The 14,849-nt window shown below is 42.9% G+C and carries 12 protein-coding genes, 1 tRNA gene, 1 pseudogene and 1 riboswitch; of the genes and pseudogenes, 8 read left to right on the forward strand and 6 right to left on the reverse strand.

The window, feature by feature from the left end; all coding sequences use genetic code 11:
- Positions 1–123: 123 nt before the first annotated feature.
- A riboswitch (cobalamin riboswitch) is annotated at positions 124–318 on the reverse strand.
- A gap of 81 nt (positions 319–399) precedes the next feature.
- The gene (locus FV185_RS07855; RefSeq protein ID WP_197457834.1) at positions 400–1,323 is read left to right on the forward strand and encodes a 3'-5' exonuclease; all 924 of its coding nucleotides are present in this window, start codon (positions 400–402) and stop codon (positions 1,321–1,323) included.
- Between the two features lie 47 nt (positions 1,324–1,370).
- Here the strand turns inward: FV185_RS07855 and FV185_RS09815 are convergent, their stop codons facing one another.
- Entirely contained in the window at positions 1,371–1,505 is a 135-nt protein-coding gene (locus FV185_RS09815) for a hypothetical protein (RefSeq protein WP_267865410.1), read from the reverse strand.
- A gap of 1,277 nt (positions 1,506–2,782) precedes the next feature.
- Here FV185_RS09815 and abiEi point away from each other — a divergent pair.
- The 3 genes from abiEi (at position 2,783) to FV185_RS07870 (ending at position 4,952) form a co-directional block, all read left to right on the forward strand.
- Positions 2,783–3,328, forward strand: coding sequence for a type IV toxin-antitoxin system AbiEi family antitoxin (abiEi, locus tag FV185_RS07860; RefSeq protein WP_067496085.1), 546 nt, complete (start codon positions 2,783–2,785; stop codon positions 3,326–3,328).
- The gene (locus tag FV185_RS07865; RefSeq protein ID WP_067496088.1) at positions 3,328–4,260 is read left to right on the forward strand and encodes a nucleotidyl transferase AbiEii/AbiGii toxin family protein; all 933 of its coding nucleotides are present in this window, start codon (positions 3,328–3,330) and stop codon (positions 4,258–4,260) included. The genes abiEi and FV185_RS07865 overlap by 1 nt, the downstream gene beginning before the upstream one ends.
- A gap of 446 nt (positions 4,261–4,706) precedes the next feature.
- Complete coding sequence (locus FV185_RS07870) at positions 4,707–4,952, forward strand: hypothetical protein (RefSeq protein ID WP_067496091.1); 246 nt, start codon at positions 4,707–4,709, stop codon at positions 4,950–4,952.
- 210 nt (positions 4,953–5,162) lie between these two features.
- Here the strand turns inward: FV185_RS07870 and FV185_RS09575 are convergent, their stop codons facing one another.
- The 3 genes from FV185_RS09575 to FV185_RS07885 all read right to left on the reverse strand — a co-directional run bounded on the left by FV185_RS09575 (position 5,163) and on the right by FV185_RS07885 (position 7,924).
- A complete protein-coding gene (locus FV185_RS09575; RefSeq protein WP_156474213.1) occupies positions 5,163–5,303 on the reverse strand; it encodes a hypothetical protein in 141 nt (46 codons plus the stop codon).
- Between the two features lie 934 nt (positions 5,304–6,237).
- The gene (locus tag FV185_RS07880; RefSeq protein WP_082787103.1) at positions 6,238–7,575 is read right to left on the reverse strand and encodes a type II toxin-antitoxin system HipA family toxin; all 1,338 of its coding nucleotides are present in this window, start codon (positions 7,573–7,575) and stop codon (positions 6,238–6,240) included.
- A 28-nt stretch (positions 7,576–7,603) separates the two neighbouring features.
- Positions 7,604–7,924, reverse strand: a complete 321-nt coding sequence (locus FV185_RS07885; protein WP_067496097.1) for a helix-turn-helix domain-containing protein — start codon at positions 7,922–7,924, stop codon at positions 7,604–7,606.
- A gap of 718 nt (positions 7,925–8,642) precedes the next feature.
- Between FV185_RS07885 and FV185_RS07890 the strand changes: the two genes are divergently transcribed.
- The 4 genes and pseudogenes from FV185_RS07890 to FV185_RS09720 form a co-directional block, all read left to right on the forward strand.
- Positions 8,643–9,806, forward strand: coding sequence for an AAA family ATPase (locus FV185_RS07890; RefSeq protein WP_067496100.1), 1,164 nt, complete (start codon positions 8,643–8,645; stop codon positions 9,804–9,806).
- A complete protein-coding gene (locus FV185_RS07895) occupies positions 9,803–12,022 on the forward strand; it encodes a S8 family peptidase (protein WP_067496103.1) in 2,220 nt (739 codons plus the stop codon). Before FV185_RS07890 ends, FV185_RS07895 begins: the two co-directional genes overlap by 4 nt.
- Before the next feature lie 287 nt (positions 12,023–12,309).
- Complete coding sequence (locus tag FV185_RS09715) at positions 12,310–12,795, forward strand: transposase family protein (protein WP_197457835.1); 486 nt, start codon at positions 12,310–12,312, stop codon at positions 12,793–12,795.
- A gap of 15 nt (positions 12,796–12,810) precedes the next feature.
- Positions 12,811–13,500 (forward strand): annotated as a pseudogene (locus FV185_RS09720) (ISL3 family transposase); the annotation flags it as partial.
- A gap of 65 nt (positions 13,501–13,565) precedes the next feature.
- Here the strand turns inward: FV185_RS09720 and FV185_RS07905 are convergent.
- Positions 13,566–13,656: transfer RNA gene (locus FV185_RS07905), tRNA-Ser, on the reverse strand.
- Positions 13,657–13,695: 39 nt separating this feature from the next.
- Positions 13,696–14,793, reverse strand: coding sequence for an LPS export ABC transporter permease LptF (lptF, locus tag FV185_RS07910; protein WP_067496106.1), 1,098 nt, complete (start codon positions 14,791–14,793; stop codon positions 13,696–13,698).
- Positions 14,794–14,849 lie beyond the last annotated feature (56 nt).

Raw genomic sequence — 14,849 nt, forward strand, 5'->3', positions numbered from 1 at the left:
TCAGTCACGCCCACGTGACCTTAGTCTCTTAAAGAGTATGGGATTAAAAAGACAAATCGATAGATAATGAGAAGACAATGGGAAAGGCTGTTCACTCAGTATCAGCGAAGGTCCCCGTCCGCGTTACTCCACCATCTTATGGCCGATATCCGGGCTAGTGAACTTAAGGAATTTACCTTCCCATAAAAAATACAGTGGTATCAAGTCCGTAGTAAAGAAAGCTTTACATTCACTTACCGTTGCGGGGGCAGCACACGTTTGGTTAGTGTTTCCCGTTTAACTCATAATTAAATGAGCACCATAAGTTCAAACATATTACCAAAAAAGATAAAAAGTAAAAAATTATTTTTTTATTAATCCAAGACTAATAAAAACTCATTACAATAACTTATTGTTTATTTGGATGTAATTACTGTGGATATTAATAGCGCATTAGAAATTGTAAAAGCCGATTCTAATTATCGTGTTTTGACACGACTAAACATAACTGACTTTCATCAATTTGAAAACGCACCGTCAGATGAACCGATTGGGCGACTTGCAGTTATTGATACAGAAACCACAGGATTAAAAGTTGATGAAGGTGATCGTATTATAGATTTATCAATTGCTACTTGTGAGTATGGTAAAAATAGTGGGCATTTATACCGAGTAATTAGTCGATACGATAGCTTAGAGGATCCTGAGTTTCCCATCCCTCATGAAGTGACAAGACTTACTGGAATTAGTGATGACATGGTAAAAGGGGAAAAAATTGATGAAAATAAAATTGATAAAGTGCTAGACGGGGTTAGTTTAATCATTTGCCATAACGCCAGTTTTGATAGAGGATTTTTAGAGGCGCGCTATCCACTATTTAGTCAAATGCATTTTGGTTGTTCGCTTCATGAAATCCCTTGGGATCTTTGGGCAACTAAAAGTAGTAAATTAGATTATTTGGGTTTTCGTTTTAATTTGTTTCATGACGCACATCGTGCTCGTGCTGACGTAGACATGTTAATGATGTTACTTAGTCAATCCACCCCAGACATGAGTACTACCGCTTTGTCTTTATTAATCAATTCAGCCAGAAAAAAATTATGGCACATACAAGCCATCGACCTTCCCTTTGATAATAAAAATTTAGCTAAAGCCAGAGGATATAAATGGTTTGAAGGATCAAGCGAAATCAAAAAATCTTGGTATATACAAACTGAGGATTTAGATAGCGAACTTGAATTTCTAAAAGAGGCTGGTTGTAGAAACCCTGTTTTTACTCCCTTAACAGCCAGAGAAAGATATAAACCGCTTAAAGATATTATGCAGAGATTTTTAAGGCAATAAAAAAGGATGTGATTTATCACATCCTTTTAAAACTGGTTACTTTGTAATTATCGGCTTACGCTAATTTGAGTAGTGCCTTGATGGCTGCCTGGAGTTAAAGAGGCTGCTTTTGCATTGTTATTTAACATGTAGGCTGAGAAAATCGCAACTAAAATAACAAGCAAGATAAGAATATACTTCATAATTAGCTCCCTAAATAATAATTATAAATAAACAACAACTTAATTGAATTTTACACTAATATTTTCAAAAAGTTAAAGTAATTAGTTGCATTTTGTTTCAATACTATCTTGTACAAAAACAATTGTTTGTTATCAGTCTTTGACAGGGAATACCGGTAGATAATGGCTCTAGGCCTTGAGGGTCTCCATCAGGCTCTACATCATTAACGGGGGGAGGAAATCGGTGTTGTTGGCGGTGGGGTCGCCGCCAACAGCAAACGATTCAAGAAAGACCATTAATAGGGCTTCCCGGTTTTAGTAGGAAGCCGCAAAGTCCAATGAATTCAAGGCTTGGAGGGTGGTTTTTTTATTTATAAAAAGCTCATGAAAAATTACGGACGGGGGTTCGATTCCGTAAATCACAATCGAGTCATAGCCCACAACAACTTGACTTCACTTTTTAAAGAAGCGTTCATTGGTTTTTAACCAGCCAAAAAGGAAATCCCGATGGCTGTCATTCCTTAAACCAAAAACAACTTTCTGTACGGTGGTAAGTAGCCGAGGCTACTTTAGAGCGTTGGCGAAGCGATCGCATCGGACCTGCCTATTTGAAAATTTGTGGTCGCGTAATGTATCGACTTGTTGACATTGAAAGCTTTGAAGATGCAAGCATGAAAAAAGTTTATCACCCTGAAAGTAAAGATTGAAACTTATTATCAGACTGAGTGATAAAGCGTGTATTCCGGTCTAATCCAGTACATATTCTGGCGCCCTTCTCTGCTGTCAGGTGAATCGTTCAACTTGACGCAAAAGTCCACAGTCACTTTTGAACTTCTGTAGAAGCTTATTCTGTCCGAAATTTGTATACGTTTTTCGGACAGAAAAGAAGATGTCACGTGCAAAAACGATCACAAATGCACAATTTCATTATAAAAGTGCACGTTTTGAGTAAAAACGATAACTTGGGCTTCCCTCAATAAAACGGACACTTTCATTAAGAGTGTTAACATGAAAGGAGTTTGTAATGGAGGGAAGCCCAGTCATCGGGTCAAGATGGTTGACATCCCCAACAGTGCATTTAGAAAAAACCGGACAGAACAGACATAAAACGGGCATCCTGCTTTGCAAAATGGCTCTGATCGCTGATCATGCAATAACAAACGCTCAGCAAGCATGCCATTAAGTTTATTATTCCCCTATCAATAAATAGGGTTTTACATGACTTATTGACAAAACAATCGATTAACAGCTACTATGTCATTTAAAACCCTACTTATAATTAGGGATGGGAGTCACTTATGAAACGCATGGAACTCATCCACAGTCTGACCAGCCTTGAACGCCGAGGGGTATTCGTCTTCACTAAAAAAGATTTAGAGAAGCTGTTTCCGACCGAAGATGAAAAGTCGATGGAAAAGTCATTGCAGCGCATGGCCAAAGATGGATTACTCATCAAAGCAGCCAGGGGAATCTACGTCAACGCCTTAGCGGCTGTACGGCATTCCGGCTGGATAGTGGAAGAGATTGCCAAAGCCCTTCGGCCCGGCAAGCTGTCATACGTGAGTCTTGAGAGCATGCTCTCCGAACATGGCGTCATCTCTCAGATCCCCCTCAGCCGATTGACGGTCATGACCACAGGTGCCGGAGGAGTTCATAAAACGCCCTTTGGCACGATCGAGTTCACCCATACCAAACGCAGTGTTCCAGACATCTTGGAGCGAACGGTCTTTATCAAAGGTCGCCCACTACGCATCGCAAAAAAACGAGCGGCCGTCACCGATTTACTGCGCGTAGGTCGCAATACCGACATGATTGATTACGAAGAATTAGATGAGGTGGCCTGATGAAACAAGAAGATTTCAAACTGTACATAGAAAAAGCGATGGCCAACGCAGAGATGGCTGCGATGCGGCCCGTGGTCGAGAAAGAGCTTCTCCACTACGAGATATTCAATGCCTTAGATGAAGATGGATTACTCAAAAATCTAGTCTTCCAAGGCGGCACCTCTCTCCGGCTATGCCGAGGGTCTGAGCGGTTTAGCGAGGATCTTGATTTTGTCGGCGGCACCGAGTTTTCCGCTGAAAGCATGGAAAAAGTCAAAGACTGTCTCATCAAACACATCGGTGAACGCTTTGGCTTAAAGGTCACCGTCAAGGAGCCCAAACCAGCCCCAAAAGATGCCTTGGCCAATGTGACCAAGTGGATGGTGAGCATTGAGACAAATCCTGGGTCACCGGATATTCCCCGTCAAAAAATCAAAATCGATATTGCCAATATTCCGGCGTACACCCGGGAGCCAATCCCTCTAAGACAGAACTATTCCGTTCTTGAGGGCATGAGAAGCCCCATCGTGATCACTGAGACGATGGATGAAATCCTTGCCGACAAACTGGTAGCCCTTCCTACCTCGATCGCCAAACTGGAGGGTGGCAATTTAATCCCAACCCCTGCGAAAATCCGGCATCGCGACATTTGGGATATCGCTTGGCTAGTGCGGCAAGGTGCGCATCTAAAGTTAGACCTCATCCACAAGAAACTTGCAGACTATGGAATCAAGCACTACGACTTGCTATTAGACAATGCTATTCAAACCATCCATGGCATCGCCACAGGACCCGCCTTCAAAGAACAAATGCAGCGATTCATCACCCAAAGTGCCCACGAACAAGCCTTCAAGACACCGGGTTATGATGCCTTTTTGGCAAGCGAAGTCAGTCAACTTTTTGCGATCATTCAGTGCGATTTAAAGTCGACGTCAAATGGAACTCAACCATGATGATATACATAAATTGAGGCGTAAAATGATCTAGAAGAAAGAAAGCTGTCGTATCAGATAGTAATCGCCCACGAAACTACCGAACTTTGATGGACATCGCCACACAGGGTAATTGAATTCAAAAGATACATGTCTTTAAGTATGGGTCCTAACTTACGAGTGCATTTGAAAAATGGCAATTGGAGATCTTGATTGCACAAACCGTGATTTTGTTTGCAACGTTACTTGCAGCTATTTGCATTGGTCTTAAACAGGCAGAAATTAGTAATCGACAAGCCGATATAAGCGAAGTGCAAACAATAATAAGTAGAAGTCTTGCTGATTTACCATTTGTCCTATCGGCTGAGATCACTTAGGATGAAAATACAAAAAATATAAACATATCCAATAAAGGCCAGACGAATATTTACCTTTGGGGAACTAAGCTTGGTGATGGTCCAAAAGTAATGGAGCAGGCCCCTAGGTTAATTACTCCGAATGGTTTTTACTATCTATTAGCTGAGTCGCTTGAGGGTGACTTACGTAAAGCACTCGATAATCGGTCAGAGGTAAAAGGGTTGTTTATTGTTTACTTAACAAACCAAAACAACATCAAATACATAGTGTCCACCCTTGTCTTTGGGAAATTAATTGGTGAGCAGTTCAATATTCACATGCAGACCACATCAATAAGCCCTCAAGAGTGGCAATAGCGGCGCATTAAAAATTCTTGAAACTCATCGCAAATATCCCTTCGCCTACCAATGCCGCAAAAAAACGACTTGATTCGTCCGCGCGTAACTCGTTGATTTATATTGGGGTAGCGAAACGGTCTTGCGGACTTTTGGCGATATCGAGTGTGTATAGGCCGGGAGAGAATTGCCTAGGGTAGAGAGAATTTAAGTTTTTGCGTCCCTAAATGGCTATCTCCGCAGTCCGCAAGAATCTGCAGGAACCCCTGCAAACTCACGATAGTAGGCAAAAAAAACCAACCCCAAAGGGTTGGTTTTTCTTTTATTGGTGGTGTGGTCGCCGCCAACAGCAAACGATTCAAGAAAGACCATTAATAGGGCTTCCCGGTTTTAGTAGGAAGCCGCAAAGTCCAATGAATTCAAGGCTTGGAGGGTGGTTTTTTTTATTTATAAAAAAAGCTCATGAAAAATTACGGACGGGGGTTCGATTCCGTAAATCACAATCGAGTCATAGCCCACAACAACTTGACTTCACTTTTTAAAGAAGCGTTCATTGGTTTTAACCAGCCAAAAAGGAAATCCCGATGGCTGTCATTCCTTAAACCAAAAACAACTTTCTGTACGGTGGTAAGTAGCCGAGGCTACTTTAGAGCGTTGGCGAAGCGATCGCATCGGACCTGCCTATTTGAAAATTTGTGGTCGCGTAATGTATCGACTTGTTGACATTGAAAGCTTTGAAGATGCAAGCATGAAAAAAGTTTATCACCCTGAAAGTAAAGATTGAAACTTATTATCAGACTGAGTGATAAAGCGTGTATTCCGGTCTAATCCAGTACATATTCTGGCGCCCTTCTCTGCTGTCAGGTGAATCGTTCAACTTGACGCAAAAGTCCACAGTCACTTTTGAACTTCTGTAGAAGCTTATTCTGTCCGAAATTTGTATACGTTTTTCGGACAGAAAAGAAGATGTCACGTGCAAAAACGATCACAAATGCACAATTTCATTATAAAAGTGCACGTTTTGAGTAAAAACGATAACTCTATATATAGAAGCAATACCTAGCTACTAGACTAGTTGTTTGAAATATTAAGTGAAAACACCATTCAAATGCACTTTTTCGTGAATATTTCAAACATCGCCCTATCTCAGATGGCCTTAGCAACCATCATGTCGATGAATTTCGATTTTGACGATACGTTTTTTGTATATGTCGTTCGAGACGACATAAATCCCCAATATGTCGCCATATTTTTTCTGCTACCGTTCAAGCCGAGGCCCTTTAGTGTTCATTGTGAGTAAATTTACTCACAATGAGGTGGTCAAAAAAAGTCGATGCCCAGCAGCAACGCGCTTTCGATCTTCATCTTGAACTCCCCATTGTCGGCCAAGCGTTGACCACATGGAGAAGGCGTCAACGGTCGAATCTATGATTATTCCCGGATTGTGAATATCGAATTTCTTGCCGACCTCGATTAGTTCATCTCGAGTGAAATCATCGCCGCGACCAGCTACCGTCATTTGATGTTGTCGCGTGTACCCGATGCCAGCTGAATACGTTAAGTCATAGGCTGGGGCCAGCTCCCAACCAGAAGATTTATCCTTCATTAAGAAGGAAATATTTTTCACATGGTCATCCTGATTGCGACCAACCACATTGAAAATCATCCGTCGATAAGCCTGTTCCATAGATGGGTAGCCCAGATGTAACTCTTGGATTAGTCGTAACCATGCCTCATAGCTGTATGCTCCTGGCAAGTTGTAATCTACATGTGTCATGCCAGCCAGGCTATGCATATGGTGCTTGGCCGTTTGCTTGCGATCAAAACGTCTCGTCATAAAGTGAAACAACTCTCCATCTTCCAGATAGCTCACTTCCTCCATGTCCAGACCCAGTTGCTTTGCTAACAATGCATAGGTGTATTCAATTCGGTTGAATGGTTTTGCTTTGTTATCACGCTCACTGGCGGAATTAACGCCATCAAATTTGATCATCCAATGTTCTTCGCCAGCGCGTTGCTTTGCAAAGCCAGACCGAACTTTGTTTTTTTCACGATTCCACAAGATCAGTGCTTTGGGTCTTGCGCCGCCAGCGGATCCACCGACACGCATAATTTCGTGAATGGCCTCACCGGCTTCACCCGCAATCAAGCGTCTTGCAGATTCCACCAAACTCTTGATTTCTAGAGCTTGCTCTTCTTTGGCGCTTTTGCGTTGTAAGTGAGGTGCGTATTCAAGGGCTCCCATCGCCCGGTTTCCAACATACAGCAAACGCTGTACGGGACTTATCGACTTATCAAGCTCTCCGCGTTCTTCGAAATATTTTTTTATGATCAGGTTACCGAACGTATCCGGCAAAGAGTCAGCCAGTACTCCAGGTAGACCCATGAAAGCGTCTTGACGCTGTAGGTCAGGAAATTCGAAAGTACGTGGCTCAATCGGCAAAAACTTGGGTGAGATGGCTAAGCCACCATTCCGAATGTATTCACTGTCATAGGAAAACCCAATGCGGCCGTTCTCAAACTCCATCACCGCACCGACCAGTTCATCCCATAGATGGATATTCGCTTTTGCAAGAACCTTAGGGCCAGTTTTCCGTGTGCGCGGTTTTGGTGAAATTGATTTAGATTTGTCTGTATCTGTCATTTTTGTCTCGTAAACTAAATCCGAGTGTTCAATTGGCATTTTTGGCGGTCAATCTGTAGGCACGAACTCTGGGTTGCCCACGCGCTGTAAGAGCCTCACCACCAGGGAGCGTATCGGGAAGTGCTGTATTCAAAATGCCCAGTAGGTGCATGACTCGAAACACTTTGATGACCGTACTCAACCGCACATCGCGACCGGCTTCTAGCTCCATGATAGTTTTGCGGTTGAGCCCCGTCGCCTCGGCAAGCGCTTCTGTGGTGAGATTGCGCTCAAGCCGTCTTGCACGCAGCCTAGCACCAAACTCGCTCATGTTTTCAGAGTCCGTCAAAAAGTCCCCTATAGCAGCCATAATTCATCTCCAAATTTTACAATGACCACTATAGCACACTTAACGATGTTTTTAATTAAAACATCATTAAGCCCATTGAAGAGGTCATATATATAAAAATTCTTACTTTATGTCCAATTTAATAGTTTTTATGATGCCAAATTTCAATTAAGACTACTTTCTCTGCAAAAGTGGGGGCGTGAGGGGTTGCATACCCCAAAGTTGTCGCAAAATTAAAGTATTGCCATCCGCAGGAGCATTTCACGCTTGAACTGGCATCATTATCGAATTGCCAACGCCCCTTGGATCAAGTCGACCTAAGAATACAGAGGAAAGTTACTCAAGACCTGTTGGTGAGCAAATACCTTGTGAATCGACCTTCGTTCGCAACATCATCTGCTCCAGTGACCCGAATATTTGTGGGGTCGACAACAATAATTCCCTCGATCATTGCGCCTTGGATGCGCCGCTCGTTATATTCTCCCCGAGCAACATCAAAGCTTGCCTCAAAAATGTTGGCAGACAGTTACTCGCCAAGAGTAGATTGCACGTTTTCCGAGCCTGCTGGAAAAATTGCGGATGGGGGGTTCGATTCCGTATTTCACTTGAATCTGCTGATACAGGATGCCAACAAAGCTATTCAAATTCCTCATTTTCAAAGCTTTCAATTTATGAGATAATTAACTATTCCGCTAAAGAACTTTATTTTAGTATTTATTTTCAAAAAGTTAGGAGAATTATGGGCGAAATAAATGAAATACAATCTGACTTAGCCCAGATAGTGAGACTTGCTCTTGCGGAGCAAACTGATGACGTTCGACTGTATGTTGCACGTTTAGTGCGGAAGTATCGAAGCACGAACCCAAACTTTTCTGATCAACTTGACTTATTTTTACGATCCAAACCTGCTCGAGCCAACACCCCTTTACGTAAAGCAATTGCACCGCCTACACAACCTCAAGGGCTGCCAGTTGACGACGAGTCTCGCTTATCCTTACTGAAGGTTTATCAGGACGAAGTCGATCGAGCTGCCCCGTTACTTTCCCCTAATCTTGAAGAAACCTTAAATCAGCTAATTCAAGAGCGCAAACAAACTGAGCGTTTAGCTGCACTTGGGCTTCAACCGACTCGATCAGCAATTTTTGTTGGTCCACCAGGCGTTGGCAAAACCTTGACGGCACGATGGCTCTCGGCGCAGTTGGGCGTTCCCTTGTATGTGCTTGATCTAACCGCCGTTATGAGTAGCCTGCTCGGCCGTAGTGGCAACAATTTACGTGCAGCCTTAGATTTTTCGAAGCGTGCCCCATGCGTATTGCTGCTTGATGAAATTGACGCAATAGCCAAACGCCGAAATGATGATACGGATGTTGGGGAGCTAAAACGTCTTGTGACTGTTATTCTTCAAGAAGTTGATGAGTGGCCAAGTAGTGGCTTGTTGTTGGCAGCAACGAACCATCCTGAGCTAATAGATCCTGCCCTGTGGCGCCGTTTCGATCTTGTTGTGCAGTTTGCAACTCCAGAACGTGCTGCAGTCAAAGAGGCTATTAAACGATTTCTTGGTCCAGACTACGCGCTGCTGGGCAGATGGATCGACGTGCTGTCTTTTACTTTCTTGGGTCAATCGTTTAGTGACATTGAGCGAGACATTCAGCGTTTTAGACGTGCACTTGCTTTAGGAACATCGAATGATTCAGATTTAATCGAAGACTTTGTTAAAGCGCGTGCTTTGAATCTAGACCGCCAAGGGCGGATTGATTTATCAGTTCTATTATCGAAAAGCACAAAGTTATCACAACATAAAATTTCAGAGATCACTGGAGCAAGCAGAGATACGATTAGAAAATACACTACAGACGCACCTTTGGGAGTCAAACACATAATAAGCAGAAAGGTTGAGGTATGAATAAAACAAACTTTTTGATTGGTCGAGGAGAACTGCTGACTCACGACATCAAGGGGCCGCGACGAATGCCAGGCAAAGCGGAGGTCTACAGTTTGGAGCAAGCGTGCCATAGATTGGTTCCACAATTCAGCCAAGCAGCCTCAGCACTTGATCTGATTGGGAATGACGCTTGCCCTGGCGATTTTGGTGTTGGGCGCATGATGCTAAATCCAAGCTTTATCGCTCGCACGTATTTCCCGACAGGTTTATTACGAGCAGCTGGTCTTGAATCAATCGGAAGTAGGACTGTCAAAGTTACGCCACATGGTTGGAGCAAAAAGGGAACTCCCCAAGAGAGCTCAACTACTGAAATATTTGTTGCCGGAAAACGTCAAGCTTTTCGGCAATTAGCAAGCTTGGCACAAGCAATTCAACCTGACTCCGATGAAGCCAACGACCTAACTCACATTGAGCAATTTGCAGCATTTATTCCGGCGGAGCGTTTATCTCATTGTGGTAATACGAATGATCGTTTTTTTGAAGTAGGAATTCATCTTCTGCCGGATCAAGACCCTGCATACATCCAGCGTGCTTTTGTTCAATTTGCAGAAAAACAAAATCTGAAAGTTCATTCCAATTTGGAATTTACCGCAGGAAATCTTTGGTTTGTACCTGTCGAAGGGAATAGGTCTGCAATTGAAAATTTATCGCAATTCGTATTCATTCGCGTGATTAGACCTGTCCCTAGGCTTCGTGGCCTTAGGCCAGTTCAGCGCAGCAGTGGACTATCCGTTGGATGCCACTTGCCCAATAAACAACCGCTCTCATCAGAGCCTCGTGTTGCCATTCTTGATGGGGGTCTGCCTGAACAACATGCAATTACCCCGTGGATTCGCTCTTATCGACTGCTTGATCCAAATGCCTCAGACATCTCTGAAGGGCTAGACCATGGTCTAGCAGTAACATCCGCATTCTTGTTTGGCCCCATTCAGCCCAACGGAATGGCACCACGTCCATATTCACATGTCGATCACCTGAGGGTGCTTGATCAAGATATAGATACCGAAGATCCTCTCGAGCTTTACCGAACGCTAGGTTTTGTTGAGCAGGTTCTTTTATCTAGATCGTATCAATTTATCAACTTGAGTCTCGGCCCCGACCTTCCAATTGAGGACAGAGAAGTACATGCTTGGACCTCGGTGATAGATGACCTCCTGAGTGATGGCGATACATTTATGACTGTTGCTGTCGGCAACAATGGTGAACTCGATCAAGTTTCTGGCAATGCTCGCGTACAAGTCCCATCAGATTGTGTTAACGCAGTCGCAGTTGGAGCCGCCAATAAAGATAATGATGCAGAGTGGTCCCGTGCTCCGTATAGCGCCATCGGTCCAGGGCGAAGTCCTGGAGTCGTAAAACCTGATTTGATGGCTTTTGGTGGCGATACTGACAGGTATTTTCATGTCCTTGCTGCCGATAAAAAACCTGTTTTGGTCCCTCAGCGAGGAACTAGTTTTGCTGCACCATACTTATTGCGTAGTGCCGTTGGTATTCGCGCTATTTTGGGTTCCGATCTAACACCCCTTGCAATTAAAGCTCTTTTGATTCACGCTGCCAATAAATCTACGCACGCTCAAACAGAGGTGGGATGGGGAAAGATTCCTGAAGATCTTATGCAAATCATCACGTGTCCAGATGGAGTAGCAAGAGTTGTCTATCAAGGAGAACTTAAACCTGGTAAATATCTTAGGGCAACATTACCGCTACCGACTGGTGGGCTAGCTGGAAAAGTTCGACTAAAGGCAACATTCTGTTATTCATCTCCGACGGATCCTCAGGATGCTGCGGCATACACGCGCGCTGGTCTCGAAGTGGTTTTCCGTCCAAACGATGATCGCATTCAGGTAGGTAAGGCAAATGCCGATACGAAGGGTTTTTTTGATATGAAGCAATTTGCAACTGAACAAGAGCGACGCGCAGATCAGGGAAAATGGGAAACTGTACTCCATGGCAATAAGTCAATGCTTGGATCAAGTCTTAAAAATCCGGTTTTTGATATTCATTACAACGCTCGTGAAGCTGGTGCAAGAGCAATTGGACCAGAACGGATTCGATATGCGTTAATCATCTCTGTTGAAGCGCCTCGGCATGCCGATCTTTATAATGAGATTTTGCATGCCTACACAAAAATTTTGGTGCCAATTCAACCACAGATTACCCTTCCTATTCAGGTTTAATTGTTGGCAAGCATGGTATTTGTTTCATCCAACCAGAGATATCAAGGATGTTTCGTAGTTGAAATTTTTTATACAACACAGATTTTGCAACGGCATTACCTAGCAAGTTCGCCTTGTTGATGGAGATCACCTAATGACAAATAAATTTTATAAATCCGATTTGGCAATTTTCCTGGGGGCACTAATTTTTATAATTGGTAGCCTTAGGCTCTACATCATTAACGGGGGACAGCGGTATTCATTAAAATTGTTTTTGCGAAGAAACTTTTTTAATGGAGGTAATACCGATGTCCCAGATAGATTCTATCCTAGGTATTGATGGTCTTGAAGTTCTTAGAGTAGATAGAGGATCCGCTATTCATGTTTGGGCTAAGCCTAAGCGCAGAATGGACTGTATCCACTGCCAATATAGCCCTATTCGAATCAAAGCCACCCATGAGCGTACACTCAAGCATACCCGCCAAGGGAATCAGTTAATGGTACTGCATTTAAGCGTACCCAAATACCATTGCTTGAACTGTAATCATTACTTTAGACACCCCTTTAAGGGGATACGTCCACGCCATAGGGCAACCGAATGCTTCCGTCTCGAGATCTTTGAAGCTCACGATGGAGGTATCAGCCAACATAAACTGTCTCTCACCCATCATATTAGTAGCGCCACCGTAGAGCGCTGGTATCACCATCACCTTAATAAGCGCATATCAGAACTCTCAGGACGATCCTGCCCAATCGTTCTTGGTATTGATGAGCACTTTTTTAGTCGTAAATAAGGCTATGCCACAACCCTAGTAGACTTGAGAAACCATAAGGTATTTGATGTGGTTCTGGGGCGATCTGAGCCTAGTCTACGGCGCTATTTAAACCGTTTACCAGGGCGAGATCGTGTGCAGTTCGTCGTCATGGATCTATCAGAGACTTATCGACAGATTGTTCATCACTATTTCCCTAACGCTAAGATCATTTCTGATCGATTCCATGTTATTAGATTGGTGAATCACCACTTCCTCAAACTATGGCAACAAACCGATCCGGTGGGCAGAAAGAACCGAGGATTACTCAGTCTAATGCGTCGACATCGTTGGCGATTGAGTGAAGAACAGAAGCATAACTTAGGCATTTACTTGGATCAGTACCCAATATTACGATCTCTATACTTTGCCAAGCAGCGATTAAACTCATTACTACTGAGTAGACACCTGCGTAGATACCAGGCTAAAAAGAAGATCAAGAGACTGACAAGATTAATCCAGCAGCTCTCTCACAGTCCAGCCAAGTCTTTAGCTCAAACCCTACAATCTTGGCTAGAGCCGATTGTTAGAATGTGGCGCTTCTCTAAATCAAATGGTATTACAGAGGGATTCCATACTAAAATGGAAATGATGTCACGACGAGCGTTTGGATTCAGAAACTTTGAAAACTACAGATTAAGAGTACTAACGCACTGCGGTTGGAATGGAATATTTAATAGAGTTTAGTGAATACTCATCCCCCGTTAATTGGGTACAGCCTATGTTTTAAAACCTCTCAAATGCTTGACATTTGGCGGAGAGAGGGGGATTCGAACCCCCGTCAGGGTATTACCCTGAACACGCTTTCCAGGCGTGCGACTTAAACCGCTCATCCATCTCTCCAAACCATATATTATAACTTAACTCAATAAACACTGTCATTTAGTTGTTGGTTTGTCTTTTAATAAATAAGCGTTTTACAGACCATAACCATTGTCTTTTGATTAACATAAAAAAAGCAACCAGAAAAAAACCTAAATGAATTGGCCAAATGCCGACCCAAGGCGATACTTTCCCCTGCACTATCCATGACTGACCAATACCCATTGTGTTGTAATAGACCATATAGGCTAATAAAGCGAAAACCATATTCGCAGAACGTCCTGCTCTGGTATTGATGTATGACAATGGAATGGCAAAAATACATAAGATAATCAAGCTGATAGGCAAACCAATACGCCAATTAAATTCACTCCACTGTTCTAAAGTGGGTTTTGTCATTAATTGAGTAATAGGCATTGATTTAACAGATAATGAAGTTTGCCCAGCTGCTTTTTCTTGAATTCTCAATTGAGCTTCATCAAAATCCACAAGGTTATAATTTGCAGTACCAGGTTTTCCTTCATAGCGTCGTCCCTTTTGTAACACTACAAAACGATCACCGTTAGCCTTGGTAGTAACAAACCCTTTTTCAGCTGCGATGACACCAACTTTATTTTCTTGAATTGACTGAACAAATACGTTTGATACATCTTTTTTATTTGTATTGATTGAATCTACAAAAAACACCTGGTCAGATTGTTTGGATTCTCTAAATACGCCTGGGGTGATTTGAGAGGTATCATCTTGTGAATCCAGTCGTTTTTGATAAATTGCTTTTTGTCCTGTGGCCCATGGGGAAATAACAACACTCATTAATGAAACAATAAGTGCCATAGGAATAGCAAATGCCATCACTGGGATCAAAAATCGCGTTAAACTCACCCCCGAAGCGAGCCATATAATCATTTCTGAGTCACGATAAGCACGAGTTAAAGTCATTAGTACAGCAGTAAAAACAGAGGCTGACATGATAACCGGCAAGTAAGTCAAAATTCCAAAACCCACCATAGCTGCAACGGCATCGCCAGACAACTCTCCCCCAGCCGCAAGACCGAGTAACTTTACTACTGTTACAGTAAACAAAATGGCAACCAGAACCAATAAGGCCATTAATGCGGTTTGGCTAAACTCACGTCGAAAAACTTGATTAAATATCACTTATTTTTTACCACTTTGACTTTTATTGAACTTTAACAAGATAATTTAGGGTTTAA

This window comes from Ferrovum sp. PN-J185, assembly GCF_001581925.1.
Classification (GTDB): Bacteria; Pseudomonadota; Gammaproteobacteria; order Burkholderiales; family Ferrovaceae; genus PN-J185.

Bases quoted from the DNA above. Each gene is read 5' to 3' on its own strand.
- FV185_RS09815 (WP_267865410.1), bottom strand. From the start codon at position 1,505: ATGAAGTATATTCTTATCTTGCTTGTTATTTTAGTTGCGATTTTCTCA.
- abiEi (WP_067496085.1), top strand. From the start codon at position 2,783: ATGAAACGCATGGAACTCATCCACAGTCTGACCAGCCTTGAACGCCGA.
- FV185_RS07865 (WP_067496088.1), top strand. From the start codon at position 3,328: ATGAAACAAGAAGATTTCAAACTGTACATAGAAAAAGCGATGGCCAAC.
- FV185_RS07870 (WP_067496091.1), top strand. From the start codon at position 4,707: ATGGAGCAGGCCCCTAGGTTAATTACTCCGAATGGTTTTTACTATCTA.
- FV185_RS09575 (WP_156474213.1), bottom strand. From the start codon at position 5,303: ATGGTCTTTCTTGAATCGTTTGCTGTTGGCGGCGACCACACCACCAAT.
- FV185_RS07880 (WP_082787103.1), bottom strand. From the start codon at position 7,575: ATGACAGATACAGACAAATCTAAATCAATTTCACCAAAACCGCGCACA.
- FV185_RS07885 (WP_067496097.1), bottom strand. From the start codon at position 7,924: ATGGCTGCTATAGGGGACTTTTTGACGGACTCTGAAAACATGAGCGAG.
- FV185_RS07890 (WP_067496100.1), top strand. From the start codon at position 8,643: ATGGGCGAAATAAATGAAATACAATCTGACTTAGCCCAGATAGTGAGA.
- FV185_RS07895 (WP_067496103.1), top strand. From the start codon at position 9,803: ATGAATAAAACAAACTTTTTGATTGGTCGAGGAGAACTGCTGACTCAC.
- FV185_RS09715 (WP_197457835.1), top strand. From the start codon at position 12,310: ATGTCCCAGATAGATTCTATCCTAGGTATTGATGGTCTTGAAGTTCTT.